Source organism: Desulfobulbus oralis (assembly GCF_002952055.1).
GTDB classification, from domain to species: Bacteria; Desulfobacterota; Desulfobulbia; order Desulfobulbales; family Desulfobulbaceae; genus Desulfobulbus; species Desulfobulbus oralis.
Map to the genome: position 1 here is coordinate 542,820 of NZ_CP021255.1, position 20,496 is coordinate 563,315.

20 protein-coding genes, 5 tRNA genes and 2 pseudogenes are annotated in these 20,496 nt (G+C 59.8%); 2 read left to right on the forward strand and 25 right to left on the reverse strand.

The annotated features are described in order from the left end of the window. Positions 1–23: 23 nt before the first annotated feature. The 12 genes from CAY53_RS12455 to CAY53_RS02275 form a co-directional block, all read right to left on the reverse strand. A complete protein-coding gene (locus CAY53_RS12455) occupies positions 24–350 on the reverse strand; it encodes a TraK family protein (protein ID WP_146106375.1) in 327 nt (108 codons plus the stop codon). Then, the gene (locus CAY53_RS02230; RefSeq protein WP_281261048.1) at positions 334–963 is read right to left on the reverse strand and encodes a DnaA N-terminal domain-containing protein; all 630 of its coding nucleotides are present in this window, start codon (positions 961–963) and stop codon (positions 334–336) included. The genes CAY53_RS12455 and CAY53_RS02230 overlap by 17 nt, the downstream gene beginning before the upstream one ends. After that, positions 918–1,694 (reverse strand): hypothetical protein, encoded by a 777-nt coding sequence (locus tag CAY53_RS13860; protein WP_342752457.1) that lies wholly within the window; start codon positions 1,692–1,694, stop codon positions 918–920. The genes CAY53_RS02230 and CAY53_RS13860 overlap by 46 nt, the downstream gene beginning before the upstream one ends. Positions 1,695–1,995: 301 nt before the next feature. Further along, positions 1,996–2,151 carry a hypothetical protein gene (locus tag CAY53_RS13865; protein ID WP_342752458.1) on the reverse strand — a complete coding sequence of 52 codons (156 nt, stop codon included), beginning with the start codon at positions 2,149–2,151 and terminating at the stop codon, positions 1,996–1,998. A 465-nt stretch (positions 2,152–2,616) separates the two neighbouring features. Continuing rightward, a tRNA-Asp gene (locus tag CAY53_RS02240) sits at positions 2,617–2,693 on the reverse strand. Between the two features lie 14 nt (positions 2,694–2,707). Further along, a tRNA-Val gene (locus tag CAY53_RS02245) sits at positions 2,708–2,783 on the reverse strand. 18 nt (positions 2,784–2,801) lie between these two features. Next, positions 2,802–2,878, reverse strand: a tRNA-Val gene (locus tag CAY53_RS02250). Positions 2,879–2,979: 101 nt separating this feature from the next. Then, on the reverse strand, positions 2,980–5,397 hold the full coding sequence (gene lon, locus CAY53_RS02255) for an endopeptidase La (protein WP_104935748.1): 2,418 nt from the start codon (positions 5,395–5,397) through the stop codon (positions 2,980–2,982). 6 nt (positions 5,398–5,403) lie between these two features. Further along, complete coding sequence (gene clpX / locus CAY53_RS02260) at positions 5,404–6,699, reverse strand: ATP-dependent Clp protease ATP-binding subunit ClpX (protein WP_104935749.1); 1,296 nt, start codon at positions 6,697–6,699, stop codon at positions 5,404–5,406. Continuing rightward, positions 6,699–7,307: an ATP-dependent Clp endopeptidase proteolytic subunit ClpP gene (clpP, locus tag CAY53_RS02265; RefSeq protein ID WP_181040367.1), complete on the reverse strand. Its 609-nt coding sequence runs from the start codon at positions 7,305–7,307 to the stop codon at positions 6,699–6,701. The genes clpX and clpP overlap by 1 nt, the downstream gene beginning before the upstream one ends. A gap of 25 nt (positions 7,308–7,332) precedes the next feature. Further along, positions 7,333–8,655, reverse strand: a complete 1,323-nt coding sequence (gene tig, locus CAY53_RS02270) for a trigger factor (RefSeq protein ID WP_104935751.1) — start codon at positions 8,653–8,655, stop codon at positions 7,333–7,335. A 94-nt stretch (positions 8,656–8,749) separates the two neighbouring features. After that, positions 8,750–8,834: transfer RNA gene (locus tag CAY53_RS02275), tRNA-Leu, on the reverse strand. A 206-nt stretch (positions 8,835–9,040) separates the two neighbouring features. Between CAY53_RS02275 and CAY53_RS13355 the strand changes: the two are divergent. Beyond that, positions 9,041–9,163, forward strand: a pseudogene (locus CAY53_RS13355) (IS5/IS1182 family transposase); the annotation flags it as partial. A gap of 103 nt (positions 9,164–9,266) precedes the next feature. On the opposite strand, the gene CAY53_RS02280 reads toward CAY53_RS13355, so the two are convergent. The 6 genes from CAY53_RS02280 to cdaA form a co-directional block, all read right to left on the reverse strand. Continuing rightward, positions 9,267–9,353, reverse strand: a tRNA-Leu gene (locus CAY53_RS02280). 80 nt (positions 9,354–9,433) lie between these two features. Further along, positions 9,434–10,636, reverse strand: a complete 1,203-nt coding sequence (locus CAY53_RS02285; RefSeq protein WP_104935752.1) for a pyridoxine 5'-phosphate synthase — start codon at positions 10,634–10,636, stop codon at positions 9,434–9,436. Further along, the gene (locus CAY53_RS02290) at positions 10,636–11,649 is read right to left on the reverse strand and encodes a PhoH family protein (protein ID WP_104935753.1); all 1,014 of its coding nucleotides are present in this window, start codon (positions 11,647–11,649) and stop codon (positions 10,636–10,638) included. Before CAY53_RS02290 ends, CAY53_RS02285 begins: the two co-directional genes overlap by 1 nt. Before the next feature lie 9 nt (positions 11,650–11,658). Next, positions 11,659–12,615 (reverse strand): thioredoxin domain-containing protein, encoded by a 957-nt coding sequence (locus tag CAY53_RS02295; protein ID WP_104935754.1) that lies wholly within the window; start codon positions 12,613–12,615, stop codon positions 11,659–11,661. A gap of 191 nt (positions 12,616–12,806) precedes the next feature. Next, positions 12,807–13,784: a CdaR family protein gene (locus CAY53_RS02300; RefSeq protein WP_104935755.1), complete on the reverse strand. Its 978-nt coding sequence runs from the start codon at positions 13,782–13,784 to the stop codon at positions 12,807–12,809. Beyond that, positions 13,781–14,644, reverse strand: coding sequence for a diadenylate cyclase CdaA (gene cdaA / locus CAY53_RS02305; protein WP_245874848.1), 864 nt, complete (start codon positions 14,642–14,644; stop codon positions 13,781–13,783). Before cdaA ends, CAY53_RS02300 begins: the two co-directional genes overlap by 4 nt. A gap of 243 nt (positions 14,645–14,887) precedes the next feature. On the opposite strand from cdaA, the gene CAY53_RS02310 reads away from it, so the two are divergent. Further along, positions 14,888–15,412 carry a hypothetical protein gene (locus CAY53_RS02310; protein WP_104935756.1) on the forward strand — a complete coding sequence of 175 codons (525 nt, stop codon included), beginning with the start codon at positions 14,888–14,890 and terminating at the stop codon, positions 15,410–15,412. 24 nt (positions 15,413–15,436) lie between these two features. Here the strand turns inward: CAY53_RS02310 and CAY53_RS02315 are convergent, their stop codons facing one another. The 7 genes and pseudogenes from CAY53_RS02315 to kdsA form a co-directional block, all read right to left on the reverse strand. Further along, positions 15,437–15,979 (reverse strand): NUDIX hydrolase, encoded by a 543-nt coding sequence (locus tag CAY53_RS02315; protein WP_104935757.1) that lies wholly within the window; start codon positions 15,977–15,979, stop codon positions 15,437–15,439. Next, positions 15,976–16,458, reverse strand: a complete 483-nt coding sequence (locus tag CAY53_RS02320) for a DciA family protein (protein WP_104935758.1) — start codon at positions 16,456–16,458, stop codon at positions 15,976–15,978. Before CAY53_RS02320 ends, CAY53_RS02315 begins: the two co-directional genes overlap by 4 nt. A gap of 20 nt (positions 16,459–16,478) precedes the next feature. Continuing rightward, a pseudogene (locus tag CAY53_RS02325) lies at positions 16,479–17,101 on the reverse strand (GDYXXLXY domain-containing protein). Next, on the reverse strand, positions 17,098–18,423 hold the full coding sequence (locus tag CAY53_RS02335; RefSeq protein ID WP_104935761.1) for a DUF2157 domain-containing protein: 1,326 nt from the start codon (positions 18,421–18,423) through the stop codon (positions 17,098–17,100). Before CAY53_RS02335 ends, CAY53_RS02325 begins: the two are co-directional and overlap by 4 nt. A 96-nt stretch (positions 18,424–18,519) precedes the next feature. After that, positions 18,520–19,089 (reverse strand): LPS export ABC transporter periplasmic protein LptC, encoded by a 570-nt coding sequence (gene lptC / locus CAY53_RS02340; protein ID WP_181040370.1) that lies wholly within the window; start codon positions 19,087–19,089, stop codon positions 18,520–18,522. 2 nt (positions 19,090–19,091) lie between these two features. Next, positions 19,092–19,634, reverse strand: coding sequence for a KdsC family phosphatase (locus CAY53_RS02345; RefSeq protein ID WP_104935763.1), 543 nt, complete (start codon positions 19,632–19,634; stop codon positions 19,092–19,094). Beyond that, complete coding sequence (kdsA, locus tag CAY53_RS02350; protein WP_104935764.1) at positions 19,631–20,479, reverse strand: 3-deoxy-8-phosphooctulonate synthase; 849 nt, start codon at positions 20,477–20,479, stop codon at positions 19,631–19,633. The genes CAY53_RS02345 and kdsA overlap by 4 nt, the downstream gene beginning before the upstream one ends. Positions 20,480–20,496 lie beyond the last annotated feature (17 nt).

The following is a 20,496-nucleotide window of genomic DNA, read 5'->3' on the forward strand; positions in this document are numbered from 1 at the left end:
ACCAAGGGGATTAAGACTAAGACCTAAAACACCTCATCTTCCGGTTTTTTGATGATGCCAAAGCTATCGTCCTGCCCTGTTGATGCAGGCGGTTCTTCTCTTTTTTTACTCGGGAAAAGAGGTTTATTGGTTAATTTCAGAGAAGTTTTTTTAATCTTTGTCTGACATAATTTTTGAAATGTACGCTTTGCCATGGTTATCTTATTGGATTTCTTTAATATCATATACACTCCTGCTGCACTGTATCCTTTATTCAGCATCATTGTTATTTCATCTTTTATGGCAATAAATTCAATTCTCGCTGCTGAATGCGCCAGTCTTACCGGATTTATTTCACCTTTCTTTACCACAACTCCACCACGGCTTGTTTCTCAGCCATTTATGCAGGCATGGTATCCAGCGTCCTGCATCCCTCTGCCAATCTTCTGAAGATTTTTCTTCCTGCACTAACTGCAGCAATTGCTGGATATCCGGCAATTCCCCTCGTCGATGCAACCGTCTGAACGCTCTCCAGGCAAACCAGTTTCCACTCGTCTTACGAGGATAGGTCGACACCAGGACAGCAAACTGCTCTTTCATCGGCAATGACTGTAATACTTTCGCCTGACACTCCGCATTTTTGGCTGCTTCTGCTCGCAGCTCCTTATTTTTCTTCTCCTGGAGTTCCTTAGCCTGTTCTCCAAAAGTGAAAAAGAAGTCTGTTATTCCAGCATGTTTTAATGCATCACTTATTGCATTATTAAAGTGTTCCTGCACCCATGCCATAGCGTATCTGTCAGGACAGTCAAGTTGCAGGCCTTTTTCTGTCTCCATGGCATTAATCGGCCTGATCCATAAATCAAAGTCTTTTTCCGATATCTGTTGCATCAGTAGGACCAGCGCCGCTTGCCAGGGCGCAGGTGTCAGTGCTGCGCAGTTCAGTTCGTTGGCAGAGAAAATTCCGTCCAGGGTTCGGTGTCCCAGTCGTTGAAGACAAGTTGTTCCGCAAGTTCTGCCGTGGGTAGAAGCTGGTACACATACGTCTTGCCGTTTTCCGTCTTTGCCTTTTGAACATGAAGCAGGCCTCTTTTCTTGAGCACTCCCAGTTGACGCTTCACTTCCTCTCTGGTTGCAGCACTTGGCTGTTCTGGCTCTTGAGAGTGGTGGTAAACAAGCATATCCAGCATCTCCTGTTCTTCTGGTTCCAGCTGTTCGCTCTGACTTTTCCGGCGAAGAAAGTTCAACATCTCCCAATCCTTCTGTAACTCCTTGAAGAACATTTGTTCCTGTTGATATTCTTGAAAAATGTATGCCATCACATTGTCCAGCGTTACTGTCGCCTCTCCCTTTTCGACACAAATTTCGACCAATTTCAGATACATACCATCCTGAGCGGCGTTTAGCCTGGCGATAGGAAAGCGCATCCGGCGTTCGCTCAGGCAGAGAAAACCCGCCGCCTCCAACGTTCCCAGATAGTGCAGGATTTCCTGTCGGCTGTAGTCGCAGCAGTACTCGCCCGACGCCATCTGTTCCATGTCCGGCCAACGACCGGTTCGACGGAGATAATCGGTCAGGTCCCAGAAAACTTCCTTGTTCTCCCCCGGCATCTCCCGGTACAGCATCCGGTAGAGCCGCATTGTCTCGCGGTAGCTTTCCAGTCGTGCGGAACTGTCCGTCTTCGGCTGCCGAACCTTTTTGCGTTTGAGTCTGCTCATGTTCTCTCTCCTTCGCCGCGCCAGCGGCGCTCCCCTTTGGGGGGTAGGGGGGAATGCAGATACTTCACTACCTTCCTTATAGTTAGACAGGGGTGACATTTTTGTCGTTTTTTCCGCCATTTTTGACGGCAAAAAACTCCCTGCCACGTCCTTGATAACAACCTGCACAGATCTCTTGAATCTGGCTGTTGTTTCTCTTATCCACTCCAGCAGCGCCGGGTGTGGCAGGATGGCAATACCCCACCGGGCCGTTTTTTTTGTGATGATCGTACCAATCGCGATCACTCCCGCCTCCACCAGCTCATTCTGGTAGCGCTGAACGGTGCGCTCGCTTCTGCCTATCTCTTCCATCAGCCAGCTCTTTTTGGGCCAGGCAAAGCATTTGCCCTGACTTTCGGAAGCGATCAAATCGAACAAAATTCTGGCGCCGTTTGAAATATTCAGCTTCTGCGTCCATGCCTGTTTCCGGTAGGCAAGTGAACTCATTGATATTACTTGCATTTATTTCCTTTCCTCCCCGGCCGGAGAAAACAAAAAAACTCCCTATTTTCTTGACACCCCGTCTTTTTCCGGGTATCCTGTGTAGGCATTTATTTCCTACACAGAAGTCTCAAGACTTCACGGAGGGCCAAGCGGGTGCTACCGCTTGGCCTTTCTGTTTTCTGCAGCTCGAATCTCAGCTACATGGTGTTTGTTCAACCCGGCTGAAATGAATCGTTTGCGGGCTTCAGGGAAGGCGTCCCGATCCGGGACAGATGCTCCTGCAGCCAGCGCCAGAACTGAAAAAGCCCTCCGGAATCAGGTTCCAAGAGGGCTTTTTGTCCGCGCCGGGCAGGGCTGCGCAATCAAGCGGCCTGACAGAGGGGCATAACGGAAAAGCCCCCTCGGAACTTCCGTTCCAAGGAGGCTTTAAACTGGTAGCTGGCGGGGCCGACGAGGCTCGAACTCGCGACCTCTGGCGTGACAGGCCAGCGTTCTAACCAACTGAACTACGACCCCGCATATATCTTCCGTGGTGGGCGAAACAGGGTTCGAACCTGTGACCCTCGGCTTGTAAGGCCGATGCTCTCCCAGCTGAGCTATTCGCCCTTACTGGCAATCTTGTGGTGGTGGGCGAAACAGGGTTCGAACCTGTGACCTTCGGCATGTGAGGCCGACACTCTAACCAGCTGAGCTATTCGCCCCACCGCTGTGTACGAACAGGCGTTTTTCTATCAGGAACACCTGCAGCCGTCAAGTAAAAAGCACATACAGAACACGTACTACACCAAATATTTACCGAGGTCTACAGTGCGACTCCGGTATTGCGGCCACCTCCTGCCAGGCCGTCGTACAGGGGATCCACAGGTGCCTGGGCAAAAAGGCTTTCACCTTCCTGCAGAAGCAAGGCCTTTTCCAGCACTTCATCCACACATTGAACCAGCTCGATCTGCAGATTCTCGACGATGTTTGCCGGCACCTCGCGCAAATTGCGCTCGTTTTCCCGGGGAACGAGCACCCGGGTGATATTGCCTCTCCGGGCGGCCAAAAGCTTTTCCGTAAGGCCGCCAATGGGCAGGACCCGGCCGCGCAGCGTAATTTCTCCGGTCATGGCCAGATTGCAGCGCACCGGTATCTTCAGCAGTGCCGAAGTGATGGCCGTGGCTATGGTGACGCCGGCCGAAGGCCCGTCCTTGGGCACCGCTCCTTCGGGTACATGCACGTGGATATCGAGTTTCTGGTAGCCTGCTGGATCGAGGCCGAGCTGAACCGAATGGGAGCGCACCCAGGACAGGGCTGCCTGGGCCGATTCCTGCATCACATCTCCCAGCTTGCCGGTGATGGTCAGTTTGCCGGTGCCGGGCATGACAGTCGCCTCGATCTGCAGGAGTTCGCCGCCCACTTCCGTCCATGCCATGCCTGTTACCAAACCGATCCGGTCCTGCTCTTCGGCCAGAGCAAAACGGTATTTGGCCACCCCCAGATAGCTTTCCAGATCGGCTGGAGCAATGGTGAAGCGCTCCTTGGCCTGTCCGGATTTCAGGCGCCTGTGGGCCACCTTGCGGCATACCTTGGCAATGGCGCGCTCCAGACCGCGCACGCCGGCCTCCCGGGTGTAGGAGCGGATGATGCCCAACAGGGTCTCCCTGGACAGGCTTATGTCTCCTGCAGCAAAGCCGTTCGCCTTGAGCTGGGCGGGCACGAGAAAGTCGGTGGCGATGTGGAGCTTTTCTTCCTCGGTGTAGCCGCGCAGTTCGATAATCTCCATGCGATCCTGCAGCGGGGCGGGAATGCCGTGCAGGTGATTGGCCGTGGTGATGAACATCACCTGCGAGAGGTCGTAGTCCAGATCCAGATAATGGTCGTTAAAGGTGCTGTTCTGCTCCGGATCCAGCACTTCCAACAGGGCCGAAGCCGGATCGCCCCGGTAGTCTCCTGCCAGCTTGTCCACCTCATCCAGACAAAAGACGGGATTGATCGCATCGGCCCGCTGCATGGCCTGGATGATCTTGCCCGGCATGGCGCCGATATAGGTGCGGCGGTGACCACGAATTTCGGCCTCGTCGTGCACACCGCCCAGAGAAATGCGGACAAAGGCCCGCCTGGTGGCGCGTGCGATGGACCTGCTCACCGATGTTTTGCCCACGCCCGGGGGCCCGACCAGGCACAAAATCGGCCCTTTCATTTTTTTGACCTGCGCCTGCACCGCCAGATATTCGAGAATGCGCTCCTTGGGCTTCTCCAGGCCAAAGTGGTCTTCGTTCAGGATAGCTTCCGCGCGCCCGATATCGATGCGGTCGCGGGTCTTTCTGCGCCAGGGCAGTCCCAGAATGACATCCAGGTAGTTGCGCACCACCGTGGCTTCCGCAGACATGGGCGACATTTGTTTGAGTTTTTTGAGCTCCTTTTCCGCCTTTTTCCGGGCACTCTCGGGCAGATGTTTTTTTGCGATGGCCGCCTCCAGCTCGGCCATTTCCTCGGCGTCGCCCTGGCCCATTTCTTCCTGAATGGCACGCATCTTCTCGGTCAGATAGAAGTTACGCTGCGCATCGTTCATCTTCTTTTTGACCTTGGCATTGATATCCTGCTCAAGGTTCAACAGCTCGATTTCGCGGTGCAAAAGCTCCAGGGTAGCGCCCATCCGGCGGGGCAGGGAGAGGTGTTCCAGGAGGGCCTGCTTTTCATGGGTGGCAAGGGGCAGATGGGCACAGATGCTGTCCACCATAACGGATGGATTGTCCTGCTCCAGGATGGCCTGCAACACCTCTCGTGGAATCTTGCGGCTGATCTGGCAGAAACTCTCAAAGGCCTTGCGCAGCTCCCGCACAAAGGCGGGAATCTGGGCTGCATCCGTGTCCGTCTCCTGGGCGGCGGCCAGCCGGGCATAGACAAAACCCGCGCCGCCGACTGTGGGAGCGATCACATCCGCCAATCGCGCCCGACCCTGGCCTTTGACCAGCGTCCTGACTGTGCCTTCCGGCAGACGCAGGAGCTGGACGACCTTGCCCAGGATCCCGACACTGTATAAATCGTTCAGGCCCGGATCCTCTACGGCTGCATTGCGCTGGGTCACCAGAAAGATGAGGGAGGCTTCCTGCATGGCGCGTTCCAGGGCCTGCACGGACTTTTCCCGGCCCACTGCCAGGGGTGCGACCATGCCCGGAAAGAGCACCACGTCGCGAAGGGGCAAAAGCGGATACAAAGCGGCGTCGTTTTCCTGCATGGCAGTTTACCCGTGGGTTCCGTTTTCTGCCGCTTCGGCCTTTTCGTACAGCAGTACGGGTTTTTCGTCGTTCGCTATGACCTGCTCGTTGATGACGCATTCGCTGACACCTTCGATCGAGGGCAGATCAAACATCACATCCAGCATCCGTTCCTCCATGACCGAGCGCAGACCGCGAGCACCGGATTTGCGCGCAATGGCCTTGCGCGCAATGGCCTTGTAGGCGCTTTCGGTAAAGTGCAGTTGGACGTCTTCCAGGGCAAAGAGGTACTGGTACTGTTTGCTGAGCGCATTCTTCGGCTCCTTCAGAATGCGGACCAGTTCGTCTTCAGAGAGTTCCTGCAGGGGAGCGATAACCGGGAGCCGCCCCACCAGCTCGGGAATCAGGCCAAATTTAAGCAGATCCTCTGGCTGGATGGCGTCCAGGAGTTCGCTGTAGCTGCGCGCTTTCTGGCTGACTACATTGGCGCCAAAGCCCATGGCCTTTTCGCCGGTGCGCTGGCGGATGATATCCTCAAGCCCCACGAAGGCGCCGCCCACAATGAAGAGGATATTGCTGGTGTCGATACGCACCAGCTCTTCCTTGGGGTGCTTGCGCCCACCCTGCTTGGAAACCGAGGCTACAGTGCCCTCGATCATCTTCAGCAGGGCCTGCTGCACACCCTCGCCGGAGACGTCACGGGTGATGGAGGGCGAGTCGGACTTCCTGGCTATCTTGTCGATCTCGTCAATGTAGATGATGCCGTGCTCCGCCTTTTTCACATCATAGTCTACGCTCAACAGGAGGCTGGACAGGATGCTGTCCACATCCTCGCCCACATAGCCGGCTTCGGTGAGCATGGTGGCGTCGGCAATGGCAAAGGGCACGTTCAGCAGTCGCGCCAGGGTCTGGGCCAGAAGCGTCTTGCCGCTGCCCGTGGGGCCAATCAGCACGACGTTGGACTTCTGCAGCTCCACACTGCCACTGGCATCCTTTTTGGCGTTGATGCGTTTGTAGTGATTGTAGACCGCGACCGAGAGCACCCGTTTCGCACGCTCCTGGCCGATGACGTAGGAGTCCAGATACTCCTTGATCTGCTGGGGCTTCAATCGGCTTTCTTCCTGGGCCTCCGACGCGGATGCCGCGGCATCCCGGTCTTCCAGCACAATGGCATTGCAGGCTTGCACGCATTCGTCGCAGATGTACACCGGAGTGCCGGCATAGGCATCCGGCCCTGCAATGAGATGCTTCACCTGACCCTGACCCTTGCCGCAAAAAGAACAAACCTGCTGCCGGCCACGCTTCTGGGTGCTTTTGTCCATTATGCTTTCCGCGCTCCTTCGGCCTGTTCCCGATTGCTGAGCACCTTGTCGATCAAGCCGTATTCACAGGCCTGGGCAGCACTCATGAAGTTGTCCCGTTCCGTGTCGGCCTGGATTTTTTTCAGGGTTTTGCCGCTATGCGCCGAGAGAATCCTGTTCAGGTCTTCCCGGATGCGCAGGATCTCCCTGGCATGGATGTCGATGTCTGTGGCCTGTCCCTGAAAACCGCCCAGGGGCTGGTGGATCATGATGCGGGCATGGGGCAGGGCATAGCGTTTGCCCTTGGCACCGCTGGCCAGCAACAGCGCACCCATGGATGCGGCCTGCCCCATGCAGAGCGTGGCCACGTCGCAACGGATGTACTGCATGGTGTCATAGATGGCGAGTCCGGCGCTGACCACGCCCCCGGGCGAGTTGATGTAGAAGGTGATGTCCTTGTCAGGGTCCTCGGCTTCCAGAAAGAGAAGCTGGGCCACGATGAGGCTGGCCACATCGTCGTTCACCGGCGTACCCAGAAACACGATACGCTCCTTCAAAAGCCTCGAGTAAATATCATAGGCGCGCTCGCCTCTGGGGCTTTGCTCCACCACCATGGGAACCAGATTCATATTCGCCTCCATTGAAAGGCCATCCTTATTCGGCCCCGGATGCTTCAGGGGCCGCTTCGGGTGCCTTGTCGATGACCTTCGTCTGCTCGCGCAGGAAGTTCAGCACCTTCTCGTTGTGCAGCTCGTGCATCATGGGCAGCAGCTCTTCCCGACGCTTGAAGTAACTCTTCACCTCCTCGATGCCCATGTTGTACTGGTCAGCAATGCGCTGGTAGCCGCGCTCCAGATCTTCGTTTCCCAACTTGATGCCTTCCACTTCGGCAATCCGTTTCAGGATGAAATCGCCCTTGACCCGCTGTTCGGCAAAACCCCGGTTACGTTCAACCAGCTCATTCAAATCGAGGCCTGCGGTTTCGATACTGAGGCCGCTGAGTTTCAGATCAGCCTCCATCTGTTTGAGGATCTCCTGGAGCTCATAGTTCACCAGGCGTTTGGGAACGCTGAAACTGCTCTGCTCAACCAGCCGGCTCATGATTTTATCGTCCAGATCGCCCTGCCTGGCCACCTCGCGGGCCTTGGTCAGATCCGCTCTGATGGCGTTTTTCAGGTCGTCCAGGCTCTTGTAGTTCTCGTCCACATCCTTGGCCAGCTCGTCGTCCAGATCGGGCATGACGCGCACCTTGACTTCCTTCACATCCACCTTGAACTCGACCTTCCTGCCCGCCAGAAGCGGATTCGGATATTTGGCCGGGAAATCAACCTCGTAAAGCGTCTTCTCACCCTGGTGGAGACCCAACAGTTTCTTTTCAAAGTCTTCACCAAGGCGATTGGTGCCCATATCGACCAAATAATTTTCACTGTGCACGGCCTTCATGGCCTTGCCGTCGTGGAAACCCTGAAAGTCCACAGTGACCAGATCATCCATGGCAATGGCATGCCCCTCCGGCGCAGACTGCACCGCAGCCTGCCTGCGGCGGATGCGCTGCAGTTCCAGATCAATCTCCAGGTCGCTGACGGAGAGTGGCGGCAGTTCGATCTCCAAACCCTTGTACTGCCCCAGCTCGAAGACGGGTTTGACATCCACCATGGCCACATAGGTGAAGCTGCCGTCCTCATTGAAGCGCTGCTCGTGGATTTCGGGATGCACCACGGTGTCCAACTTTTCCTGCTCTGTCGCGTTGAAATAGCTTTCCTGTACCAGTTGTTCGCCGACTTCATTTTCGATCTGCGGGCCGAAATGCTGCTGCAGCACCTGGCGGGGAATCCTGCCCCGGCGGAAGCCCTTCAGGCTCAACTCCCTGTTGGCCTTGGCATAGGCCTTGTCCAGGTTGGGTTTGACCACCTCGGGCGGCAGGGTGATAGTCAGTTTACGGGTGAGATCGGCGACCTGTTCAACGGCAATATCCATGGATAATCCTTACATTGCTTTCGGGCCGCAAAGCGCGGCTGGTTGACGGAAAGGCAGCGCCCTTGGGTGCACTTACTTGGGTGCATGCCGGCTCTGGTGCGAGAGGGGGGACTTGAACCCCCAAGGTGTGTACCGCCAGATCCTAAGTCTGGTGCGTCTGCCAATTCCGCCACTCTCGCGCAGGTCTTCAGTTAATAACCAGTCAGGGCTGTGGCGTCAAGCCAGGACAGTGCAAGGCCGGGCAGTTACGGATTTTCTCCCCATGCCCCGACCAGGCCTTGCCTGCGGATTTCTTGGCGCGCCAATTCGGGGTGTGTAGAGCTGGTTTTGCACCTCAACAGGTTGTTCACCTCTCGAAAAATGAATGATTCCATGCAGCCATACGATTGAGACCATGTTTGGCAGGATCAAGGACTGGCGGAGAAGAGCCGTGCGTTATGACCGCTGCGCGCGCACCTTCTTTTCAGCTCCATGGCTCGCGGCTTCCGCCATATGCCATCTCGATTAATAAGGCCTGGGCCCAAATCAAGCGCGGGGCGACAATGCCTCATATGGCATGCACCATAAGGCAAAAGGGGTTACGACTGCTCGCCGTAACCCCTTGCATGTATTGGTGCCCGGAGCGGGAATCGAACCCGCATGGCCTTGCGGCCGAGGGATTTTAAGTCCCTTGTGTCTACCTGTTTCACCATCCAGGCCAATGGGCGTGATGATAACCGCCCGAATTTTTCCTGTCAAAGACTTGATGCCGAAGACCAGAGGCAAGTCACAAAAGCCCTCAATCCTTCTGGAGGACAGTTGGGGCCGCAGCCTGCCGCATAAGCTCCAGCATCTCGCGTACAGCCCGTTCCAAACCTACCAGCACGGCGCGGGCCATGATGGCATGCCCGATGCTCAGGTCTTCGATGCCGGCGATGCCGGCAATGCGGCCGGTGTTACGGTAATCCAGCCCGTGGCCGGCCTTGGCGCGCAGGCCCAGCTCAGCGGCCATGGCCACGGCACGGCGGATGTGCACATATTCGCGCTCCTGCCCGGATTCGCTGTCGGCATTGCTGTAGTGGCCGGTGTGCAGCTCCACATGGGTCGCCCCCACTGCCGTGGCGGCCTGCAACTGCTCCGGCTCGGGATCCACAAAGAGCGACACCCGAATGCCGGCCTCCTTCAGCGCGGCGATCCGGCCCGAGAGCTTTTTCTTCTGCCCGGCCACATCCAGACCGCCCTCGGTGGTCAGCTCCTGCCGTTTTTCCGGCACAAGCGTTACCATGTCGGGCTTCAGGTCCGCGGCAAAGGCCACCAGTTCCCTGGTGGCCGCCATCTCGAGATTCAGATGGGTCTTCACCGTCTGCCTGAGTACACGCACATCCCGCTCCTGAATGTGGCGCCGATCTTCCCTGAGGTGGACGACAATGCCGCTGGCGCCAGCCAGCTCACAGATCCCGGCGGCCAGTACCGGATCCGGCTCGAGTCCGCCCCGGGCCTGACGCAGAGTGGCAATGTGATCGACGTTGACGCTCAGTTGTGGCATGGCAGTTCTCCTCGCTTCAGCTTGAGTCAAAAGTTCCCGTTCCCGATCCCACATGACCAGCGCCTCGGTTTCGGAGCGTTCGTGGTCATAGCCGGCCAGATGCAGGATGCCGTGCAGCAGCAGTTCCTGCAGACGCTGCATGAGTGGCGCCTGTTTTTCGTGTGCCTCGCGCGCGGCCGTTGCAACGGCAATCAGCACGTCACCCAGATCGGCGCGCAGCTCTGCGGGCGTTGCCGGCGGGAAAAGGGCCGGAAAGGACAGCACATTGGTGGGGCCCGCCTTATTGCGGTAACGCTGGTTGTATTCGGCCATGCGGTCATCGTCCAGCAAAACGACGCTGACTGCGTTGTGTGCCAGCCCGGCAGCAGTCAGCAGCCGCAGGCAGATCCGGCGCAGCGAGCCGGTATCCACCTCCGGCGTCTTCTGTGCACGCTCATCCAGCACCTGTACCGGCATTACGCCTGCCTCCCCGCCGCTTCCGGGCTGCTGCCCGGCTGCTCATGGCCATGCTGCTCGTAGGCCTGAATGATTTCCTGCACCAGCCGGTGCCGCACCACGTCGCCCTTGTCAAAGCTGCAGAAGGCAATGCCCCGGATATGGGACAGGAGGTCCCGGGCCTGAATCAGGCCGGATTTTTGCGTGCCAGGCAGGTCAATCTGGGTGACGTCGCCGGTGATGACCGCATGGGACTCGAAGCCAATGCGGGTCAGAAACATCTTCATCTGCTCGCGGGTGGTGTTCTGGGCCTCGTCCAGGATGATGAAGGCATTGTTCAGGGTGCGGCCACGCATGAAGGCCAGGGGTGCGATCTCGATCACGCCCCTGGCCACCAGCTCCGTGGCCCGTTCCTGGCCCATCATTTCATTCAGGGCATCGGTCAGGGGGCGCAGATACGGATCTATTTTCTGAGCCATGTCACCGGGCAGAAAGCCCAGCTTTTCACCGGCCTCCACCGCGGGTCTGGTCAGGATAATCCTGCTCACCTGTTCATGGGCCAGGGCCGAAACCGCCATGGCCACGGCCAGCCAGGTTTTGCCTGTCCCGGCCGGGCCGATGCCGAAGACGATGTCGCTGCTGCGGATGGCCTCGATGTAGCGTTTCTGGTTGATGGTCTTGGGCGTGATCACCTTTTTTCGGGCCGTGATGCACACCTTGTCCAGAAAAAAATCCTCCAGTCTGGCTGCCGGCGCGGCGGCCAGAATATTGACCGCAAAGGCCACGTCCTGGCTGAAAACCGGATAGCCCTTGGCAATGAGCCCGGCCAGTTGGGTCAGCGTGCTGGCGGCCAGATCCACCGCATGGGCCCTGCCGCTGATGTGCAGCGTACTGCCGCGCACGGCAATCTCCGTGCCCGTGGCCCCGGCCACCTGCTGCAGGTTGCGGTTCAGCTCGCCGTATAAAAGCGGCGCGACGCCGGCCTCGCAGTCCAGATCGCGGCTGATCTGGCGGTTCAGTTCACCGGATGCCATGCGTTGCCGTTACTGCTGCTCCGCTGAAGCCGTTTCCTTGGCCTTCCTGAGAGCCTCCTCGATCATGGCGTTCATGAGTTCCGGCGTGCGCTCGGATACCGGTGTCCCATTGATGAACAGGGATGGCGTGCCGTTGACATCGGCGTTTTGCGCATCCATGATATCCTTGGCGAGCGCCATTCGGGTCTCCTCGCTGTTCCAGTCGGCGGTGAAGCGGCGCATGTCGAGGCCTATTTTTTTGGCGGTCGTCTGGATGATGTCATCCGCACCCCAGCCGTCTTCGCCCAGGGCAAAGAGCGCGTCGTGCATCTCCCAGAACTTGCCCTGTTTCTGGGCGGCAATGGCGGCCCGGGCCGCCGCTTCGGCCTGCGGGTGCAGGCGGGTCAGCGGGAAGTGCTTGAAGACCAGGCGCACGGTGTCCGGATGTGCGGCCAGAACCTTTTCCACCACCGGTGCAGTCGGGATGCAGAAGGGGCATTGGAAGTCGGAGAACTCGACAATGGTCACCGGTGCATCAAGCTTGCCCCGCACGGGCGCACCCGTCACATCAATCGTCTGGTTGATGCTGATGTTCATGGCGGTGTAGCGGTTGTCGCGTGTGTTGAGCAGGTAGAGCATCTCACCCCGGGGCGCGATGTCGATGGCCGTAACCCCGGCGGCAACCGGCACGGCGCCCAGCTCTTTGCCCTCGGCCGTAAAAATCCGCACCTTGCTGTCCTCGGTCAGCACATAGACCCGTTTTTCGTCAAGGGTCTGGGCAAAAGCCAGGGCTCCGGCCGGGATGTTCCAGGTCTTTTTCACCTTCCAGTTGACTGAGCCGCTGCTGCCCTGTGGATCCTGCTCGGAGGCGGTGGACAGGGGCGTGGCGGTGGCGCCGGATTTTTGCCCTTCCTGGGGCGGCACGGCAGCGAGCAGCGGGGCAGCGGGTGCAAGCAGCAAGGCACAGCAGAGCAGTTTCTTCAGCATGAAATATATCCTTTTGAGCGATTTTTCGGGTTCAGAGCCGCGGCAGTCTGGTGCCGCGGCGCAAGTGTTCGCAAGTATAACGAGGCTGTGTCCATAAGGCAAGATGGGGACGTGCCCGCCCGGCATACCATGTGCCGGAAAAGGCCACCCTGGTGCTTGCCGCGCCGCCCGGACCAGGCCGGCAAGGCCTTTTACGGCTGGGGCTGCCGGGGATCCTCCTCCGGTGGAGCCGTCTGTTCTTTGGACAGACGGGCTGTTTTAGGGAGGATCGTGTGAATGTTGATGCTCGCGCGACCGGGCAGGGACACTGCCTCCACCCGAATGGGCACCTGGCCGTGTTGGTCCGCCTCGGCCGCGTTGACCGAGGCGTGAAAGAGTGTGTCCAAGTCCGGCGTGTCCTTTATGACGCTGACCGGAATGTCGGCGTCCACGCTGACGGTTTGGGGCAGGACTGCCCTGCCTTTGCCCGCCGGCCTCAGAGTGATGGGAATATGCTGCACCGTGCGGCGTTTCACCGGCTCCCGGATGAGGATTCTGGCCTCGACCATGGGTTCGCCTATCAGCTTGCGCAGGGGCCCGTTCAAAACCAGGGGCACCTGCACTGTGCCGCTCTGTGTCAAACCTTCCACGTCAATGGTGGCCGTATCGATGGACTGTACCTTGCCAATCAGACTGAAGGGGCCACTCACTGTGATGACATCTGGCTTCAGTTGCAGCTCCTCCAGGGTAAAGCCTCTGGCCGGCTGACCGGTAGTCCGGGCCTGCAGGCGGATATGGCGTTCCACCAACTGATCCACTACCAGAAGGACATTGGCGGGTTGCACCCGCTGTACCGTGACCCCACGTGGAAAACTGAAGGAATCCGGTGTGTTTTCTACCAGGCGAGGGCCTGGCCTGGCAGAGGCCAGATTGACCGGCCGGGAGAGCTGCTGTTGCCGGAGCTCCTGTAAAAGCCGCTTGGGCCCGCGTACCGAGACATCCACTTCCTTCTGGTACTGGTTGGCAATGATCATGCTGGCCGGCAGGTTGCGCAGTTCGAGCGGTACGGTCAGCACGGTGTCCACCTGATCTTCCACGGCAATGCCGTACCAGAGCGCCACGCCAATGAAAAGGGCCAGCACCTTGAGGGGCCAGTGGCGAAAGGGCAGGCTGAGGATCTCTTTTGTCATGACTGGGCATCCGGGGCATCTGCCTTGGGCCGTTCCGCCGCGCCGCGGGCCGCCGGTTTTTTGAGGTTGAAGATGTCCCGCAGGATGGCGAACAGTTGGGTTTCGTCCGGAACCGGGTTGATGCGGCCGTTGCGGGCTATGGAAATGGTCTGGGTTTCTTCGGAAACCACCACCACGATGGCATCGGTTTCTTCCGACAGGCCCAGCGCCGCACGGTGGCGGGTGCCGTAGCGCTTGTCGATGTTCAGATTCTGGGAGAGCGGCAGGAGGCAGCCGGAGGAATGGATGCGGTGCTTGTGGATGATGACGCCGCCGTCGTGCATGGGTGAGGAGGTATGAAAAATGGCCAGCAGCAGCTCGGCCTGAATGCGGGCGTCCAGCCGGAAGCCGCCTTCCAGAAAGTCACGCAGCCCGTTGTCCCGCTCCAGCACGATGAGGGCTCCCAGATGTCGCCTGGCCAGGAGCGAGGCTGCCCGGGCCACCTCTGCCAGATCGCTGGCTTCCGTCTGCCGGCCGTGGAAAAAACGGGGCAGAACCATATGGGCGAGCCCGCGCCGGATCTCGCTCTGAAACAGGATGACAATCACCACCAGGAGCGAGCCCAGGAAGGTTTTGAGCAGGACGCGCAGGGCCTGGAGCTCGAAGAAGGCGGAGAGGAAGTACAGCATCAGAATCGAGGCGATGCCCAGCACCATCTGCACGGCGCGCGTTCCCCGGATCAGCAGCAGAATGCGGTAGATCAGATAGGAGACGATCAGGATATCGACAATATCCCGCAGTCGTATGGAGGGAATGGTATCCAGCATGGCCCCGGTCGATGAAAAAGGTTGCAGTCGTATGGAGGGAATGGTATCCAGCATGGCCCCGGTCGATGAAAAAGGTTGACTTCACTCCTGTATGTATCATTTCATACAGGGGAATGCCAAAACAATAACGACCAGCAGCGCGAAATTGCGGCGCCGTTACGGAGAAGAGGCTGCAAGCGGATGCAGACCAGGCCGGCGTCTGGCCTTTGGCCGGGACATGCTCCGCTTTCTGTGGTCTGCCAGGCTCTGTCTGGGAGGCGGGGCGCCCGGGGCAGATAATTTTCAGGAGAACAGGAAATGGCAACGGAACAGCACAAAACAGACAGGCTCAGAAGGATTCGCGCCCTGCACCGGGACATCGGTTTTTTTGTCGTGGGACTCACCGTGGTGTATGCGCTGAGCGGCCTTGTATTGACCTATCGGGACACGGGCCTGCTGAAGCGTGAGCAGCAGGTGGAAAAGACCCTGGCCCGCGGTCTCGGTTCATGCGAGCTGGCAAGGGCCCTGCATCTTCGGGATCTGGAGGTCATCGACGAAGACGCAGGCATGATCCGTTTCCGAAAGGGCACGTACAACCGGGAAAACGGGCAGGTTCGCTATCGCGCCATGGAACTGCCAGTACCGCTCAAGGCCATGGTCCGCCTGCATAAAACGCCCAGCCGCTCGGGCAAGCACTACTTTGCCCTGCTCTACAGCGCTTGCCTGCTCTTCCTGGCCCTCTCCTCCTTCTGGATGTTCCCCAGGGCAAGCGGCAAGCGCGGGCGTGGTTTCAAAATGGCCGGGGCCGGGCTGGTGCTGGCCCTCTTGCTGCTGATTTTCTGAGGCCCCGAACTGGGGCACGGGGCCCTATCGCTGCAGCCATGCGGCAGGCTGTTCTTGCTCGAGCCGCCGCAGAATCTCCAGGCCATCCGGCGTGACCTTTTCTGCCGGCCCCAGAGCGAAAATTTCCTCAAGGCCCATGAAACGGCCGCAGTCGATTTCTTCTTTTTGCAGGGAAAAGGGCCCTTCGTGGCGACAGCCGTATATCCGGCCCCAGACTCTGGTCTCGGGGCCGTCGTAAAAGTGGTCGAACAGCAGGCTCAGGCCGGCCGCGATGCCCAGCTCTTCCATGAGTTCCCTCTGGGCGGATTCCTCATAGTTTTCACCGGCCTGAACCACGCCGCCCGCGGCCGGATCCCAGTAGCCGGGGAAGACATCCTTGCTGCCTGAGCGTTTCTGGACAAAAAGCTCGCCCGCCTGGTTGCGGACAAGGATATAGGAGGCGCGGTGGATCAGCCTCTGGCTTCGCATGGTGCTGCGGGCCACCACGCCCAGTGCCCGATTGTCCCGATCCACAATGGTGACCAGTTCGGGATGAGGTGCAGGAGCTGGTATGCTTTCCCGCTTCATGGCGACCCCTGGCCGGCGCCTGTTGCCTGACCGTTGGCCGGGCCGCTGTGCCGCTCCTGCCAAAGCTGCCAGAGGCGTCCCAGCGCTTCGCGGCTGCTTTGGTCGGCAATGGCCTGAAAGCTTGACGGCAAAGGCCGGGCGGGCGCCGCTTGCTGCCCAGGGGCCGGCCCGGTGGCCGCAAACCACGAAGGCTCGACCACACAGCGGAAGCCGGCAATGCTGCGGTCTGCCGCCAGCGGCCGGATCCGTCGGAGCAGCTCCCGCTGCCGGAACAGGAGTTCCTGCGCCCAGATGGCGTGGCTGACATAGAGCCAGAGCGTTTGGCCACGCAGGGCTACGGGCCGGCTGTGACGCGCCGCTTCCTCGCCGGCGATGTGCGGCCATTTGCTGTACAGGCCCTGCACCTGCCACGCATCCTGCCACTGCCGCTCCCGAAAAAGGGTCGGCAGAATATGGCGCAATGTGGTGAATTTCTTCATCCTATCGTACAGATCCGGCCTCAGGGCCTCTGTTCCGGGCGCTTATCCTCTGCCGGCTGGCGACGGCGAGCCTTTTGGGTATCCGGCTCCGGCCAGCGATAGCCGGTGAGCATGGCCGTCCCGTCTTTGCCGAGCGCCACCTCCATTTCCAGGCGGCCCTTGCCTTCCGGCGCCTGCTCCAGCGCACGCCCCCGGCCCTGTTCCACGAAAAAGGCGTCGATCCCGTAGGCCACTCCGGTCAGGGGCTCGGAGCACATGGCCCGTTTTCGGATCCGGCCCTTGATGAAGGGGCCGCTCGCGGGCGGGGCCAGATCAGCCTGAGCGACCGTCATCACGCCGCCATCGCCTGGCCGGAGCGCCGTGAAGATAACCAGTTCCTGCCCCGATTCGCCGCTCCCTTTCTCTTCCGCCCTGATGGCGGCTATCCTGTCCCGCAGCGCCGGACCGAATTTTTCCGCCTCTATGGCGGCGATGTCATAGCGGAGGGTCACATAGTCCCCCGGAACAGATCCCTGGGATCCAGAGGCGCGGTGCGCAGCCAGATTCTGGGCGCGGTGCGCAGAATCCATTCGCGTTGACCGGCCATCCAGGCCAGAACCAGTACCTGAACGAGGATGGCGGTGATGATTGCAGCTTTTCTCATGGCATCCTCTCCGCTCTGGGTGGCTTTTGCCCTTTGCGCTGGTACTCGAAGGCAACGTAAAAGAGGAACGCCGCCATGAGGAGAAAGACCATGCCCCGTGCCAGCAGGCTCTCGAACAGATCGGTGAAGCGCGCGAAGGCCAGGGCTGCCAGCAGGAGCGAGCCGAATGCGACCAGTCCTGCCCGTGTTTCGCTGCAGCCACGCCACAGTTCACTTAAAGCATGATGTAAAAAAAACAGATTGGCTGCAATCGATATGATGGCGATCGAGCCTTCCGTATAGTCCGGCAGATAGTGCTTCGGCCGGCAGCAGGCCAGGAAAACTGCCAGCATTGCAGCCGGTGCGAGCAGGGAGAGGCGCTCGCCGGCCCCGCATGCCTCCTGCTCCCGCATGCTCTGGATTATGGCCCATGCGTTCAGAATAAAAGCCGCGGACAGGAGCGGCATCGCAATCAGCCAGCGGCTCAGGTCCCCGTTAAAGCAGCTTGTTCGGGAAAAGGCGTTGACCGCGTCTGGAAAGCTCAAGACGAAGAGCAGGGGCAGATAGAGCAGCAGGCCCGAACGGCGGAAGACGGTCGGGGCCTGGGGCAGGGCAGCATGCCGCGCGGTCAGCCGGGAAAGGGCCAAGTAGAGGGCGCTGACACCCAGCAGGCTCAGGAAAAAGCTCTTCTGGTTCGTCGTCAGAACTGCGGTGACGACAAGGGCAAAGGCAAGCGTCGAGGCGCCAAGCAGTACCGGAGAACGAAGGCGCCAAGCCGGCAGGCCCAGGCCCAAGAGGACAAGGAGCGGCGCGATGGCCGGCCCTGTGTTGTAGTCGATGGCCTCGGTGCAGGCCCAGATGCCCAGCAGCACGGCAGCCAGCAGCCCCTGCGGGATGGAGGGCAGCGCCCAGGTCAGCAGCAGGGCGCCGCCGGCCCAGATCAGAAAGGCGTCCGGATAGTGGGCGGAGATATGGTAGATCTGCGCTATCAGAAAGATGCCTGCGCCAAAGAGCATGCTGCCCAGCAGGTGGGCGGCTTCGACCACCCCGTCCGGACAGCGCCGTTGCCGCAGCCACAGGCCCCCGCCGTGGGCCAGCAACAGGGCGCCGAAGATGACCCCCAGTTTGGCAAACTTGTGCATGTCCTGCCAGTTGTAGGCAAAGAGCAGGATCACCCCCAGGCCCAGGGCCACTGCCCCGAAGCCGGCAAAAATCAGGAGGCCCCAGCCAGGGCCCTTTTTTCGCCCTTCTTCATAGGCTGCGATGGCCGTGGCCTGTTCGCGGGCGATCAGGCCGGATGCCACCCAGCCTTCCAGTTTGGCGCAAAGTTTCTTGCTGTTCATGGCGGGATAAACTGAAGCGTATTGGCAGGGCCGCACCGCAGCCACTCGTGCTGAGAGTCGGTGCACCGTTTTTGGGCCCCGGCTCGTGGCGATGGGCTATTGTCTGATATGCACCCGGCCCCCGAAATCGTAGCCATTGGTGGAGAGATCATAGGTCATGCTGCCCGCATTCAGGTGAAAATCCTGGGTGATGATCTCCACGTCGCCCGGGCAGACCGCCATCTTGGTGGCGTCGTAGTAGTGCAGCAGATCGGTGCGCAGCTCTTCTTTTTGCGTGGGTTTACTGATGCGCACATTGTCCATGAGCACCAGTTCCCGGGCTGCCACCAGATAGCGGCCGCGTTTGCTTTCGATGTTGGTGGGGGGCCGCTGTTTGCCAATGTACATGGCATTGACCCCAATCAGCTCGATCTCGTTGTCCTGCGCGCCGGTATAGGCCTGCCGGGCGTCGATCTGCCATTCTTCCTGGCCCTTGCTGGTCAGGGTGATGGACACTTCATCCATGATGAAGTTCTGGATGGGCGAGGACTTGACCGGTTCGGCAAAGCGTGGGTCATAGCCGCCGCGCGGGGCCAGAAAACGGTTGACCGAGGGCAGCCACAGGGGCGTGCCGAGGAGGAGGAGCAGCGGCAGCAGCCACAGGGCGTTGCGGGGCGAGCGCAGCATGTTTAGCGGTCGAATTGAGCCAGACATTGTTCGCGCAGACCTTGGGCTTCCAGCAGCAGGTCGCAGACCTCCCGGACCGCACCCTGACCACCCGCCCGGGTGCTGACGAAATGGGCCCGGGACCGCACCTCCGGCACCGCGTTGGCCGGCGCCAGCGCCAGGCCCACCCGGTTGAGCAGCGGCAGGTCTATCCAGTCGTCGCCCATGTAGGCGCACTCGGTGGCGGCCAGTTTGTCATGCTCCAGAATTGCCTCGAAAGAGGCCAGTTTATCCCTGCAGTTTTCCACAACATGCCGCATATGCAGTTCGGCAGCCCGGCAGCGTACCGCTTTCGAAGTTCGGGCCGTGATGATGCCGGTGGCAATGCCATGGTCCGCCAGCAGCCTGAGACCCAGCCCGTCCTGACAGTGGAAGGCCTTGTGCTCCAGACCCTCGCTGTCGTAGATGATGCGGCCATCGCTCATCACGCCGTCTACATCCAGAAGGAGCAGCCGGATCTGCCGGCCGCGCGCAAGCGCGTTTTCCCGTGTGGCCGGGGGGCTCATGGCCTCAGCGCCTCGCGAATGCGCAAAAGGCGCTGCAAAAGCGGCTCCAGATCTTTCAGGGGCAGGGAATTGGGACCGTCACAGAGCGCACGGTCAGGGTCGGGATGCACCTCGAGAAAGAGACCGTCGATGCCGGCCGCCATGGCCGCCCGGGCGAGAGGGGCAATGAACTCCCGCTGCCCGCCCGAGCAGGAACCCGCGCCGCCGGGCAACTGCACCGAGTGGGTGCCGTCGAAGATCACCGGGCAGCCGAAGCCTTGCATGATCTGAAAGGAGCGCATGTCCACCACCAGATTGTTGTAGCCAAAGCTGGCGCCGCGCTCGGTGAGGAGAATGCTCCTGCAGCCGCCGTCCCGAAGCTTGCCCACCGCATGCTGCATGTCCTGGGGCGAGACAAACTGCCCCTTTTTCACGTTGACCACCTTGCCGGTCTTGGCTGCGGCCAGCAGCAGGTCGGTCTGGCGGCAGAGAAAGGCCGGAATCTGGATGAGGTCGAGCACCTCGCCGGCCGGCCGGGCCTGGGCGGCTTCGTGGATGTCCGACACCACGGGCACCTGCACATCGTTCCTGATCCGGGCAAGCATCCCCAGGCCCTTGTGCAGGCCCGGGCCGCGGAAGGAGCGGATGGAGGTGCGGTTGGCCTTGTCGAAGGACGCCTTGAACACGTACTGGATGCCCAGCCGGCTGCAGATGGCCCTGACCTCGGTGGCGATTTCCCGGGCCAGCGCCTCACTTTCCAAAACGCAGGGGCCGGCCAGGAGCAGGAGCGGCTGCTCAGGACCAATACGCAGACTTTTGCCCTCAAAGGGCGTGAAAACAACGGGTTCGATGGCTGCAGAGCTCATGGGCGCCAGTGTGTTGA

Excerpts from the sequence above, each read along its gene's own strand:
- CAY53_RS13860 (WP_342752457.1), bottom strand. The coding sequence starts at position 1,694 with ATGAGCAGACTCAAACGCAAAAAGGTTCGGCAGCCGAAGACGGACAGT.
- CAY53_RS13865 (WP_342752458.1), bottom strand. The coding sequence starts at position 2,151 with ATGGACGCAGAAGCTGAATATTTCAAACGGCGCCAGAATTTTGTTCGA.
- lon (WP_104935748.1), bottom strand. The coding sequence starts at position 5,397 with ATGCAGGAAAACGACGCCGCTTTGTATCCGCTTTTGCCCCTTCGCGAC.
- clpX (WP_104935749.1), bottom strand. The coding sequence starts at position 6,699 with ATGGACAAAAGCACCCAGAAGCGTGGCCGGCAGCAGGTTTGTTCTTTT.
- clpP (WP_181040367.1), bottom strand. The coding sequence starts at position 7,307 with ATGAATCTGGTTCCCATGGTGGTGGAGCAAAGCCCCAGAGGCGAGCGC.
- tig (WP_104935751.1), bottom strand. The coding sequence starts at position 8,655 with ATGGATATTGCCGTTGAACAGGTCGCCGATCTCACCCGTAAACTGACT.
- CAY53_RS02285 (WP_104935752.1), bottom strand. The coding sequence starts at position 10,636 with ATGCCGGTACAGGTGCTGGATGAGCGTGCACAGAAGACGCCGGAGGTG.
- CAY53_RS02290 (WP_104935753.1), bottom strand. The coding sequence starts at position 11,649 with ATGGCATCCGGTGAACTGAACCGCCAGATCAGCCGCGATCTGGACTGC.
- CAY53_RS02295 (WP_104935754.1), bottom strand. The coding sequence starts at position 12,615 with ATGCTGAAGAAACTGCTCTGCTGTGCCTTGCTGCTTGCACCCGCTGCC.
- CAY53_RS02300 (WP_104935755.1), bottom strand. The coding sequence starts at position 13,784 with ATGACAAAAGAGATCCTCAGCCTGCCCTTTCGCCACTGGCCCCTCAAG.
- cdaA (WP_245874848.1), bottom strand. The coding sequence starts at position 14,644 with ATGCTGGATACCATTCCCTCCATACGACTGCAACCTTTTTCATCGACC.
- CAY53_RS02310 (WP_104935756.1), top strand. The coding sequence starts at position 14,888 with ATGGCAACGGAACAGCACAAAACAGACAGGCTCAGAAGGATTCGCGCC.
- CAY53_RS02315 (WP_104935757.1), bottom strand. The coding sequence starts at position 15,979 with ATGAAGCGGGAAAGCATACCAGCTCCTGCACCTCATCCCGAACTGGTC.
- CAY53_RS02320 (WP_104935758.1), bottom strand. The coding sequence starts at position 16,458 with ATGAAGAAATTCACCACATTGCGCCATATTCTGCCGACCCTTTTTCGG.
- CAY53_RS02335 (WP_104935761.1), bottom strand. The coding sequence starts at position 18,423 with ATGAACAGCAAGAAACTTTGCGCCAAACTGGAAGGCTGGGTGGCATCC.
- lptC (WP_181040370.1), bottom strand. The coding sequence starts at position 19,089 with ATGCTGCGCTCGCCCCGCAACGCCCTGTGGCTGCTGCCGCTGCTCCTC.
- CAY53_RS02345 (WP_104935763.1), bottom strand. The coding sequence starts at position 19,634 with ATGAGCCCCCCGGCCACACGGGAAAACGCGCTTGCGCGCGGCCGGCAG.
- kdsA (WP_104935764.1), bottom strand. The coding sequence starts at position 20,479 with ATGAGCTCTGCAGCCATCGAACCCGTTGTTTTCACGCCCTTTGAGGGC.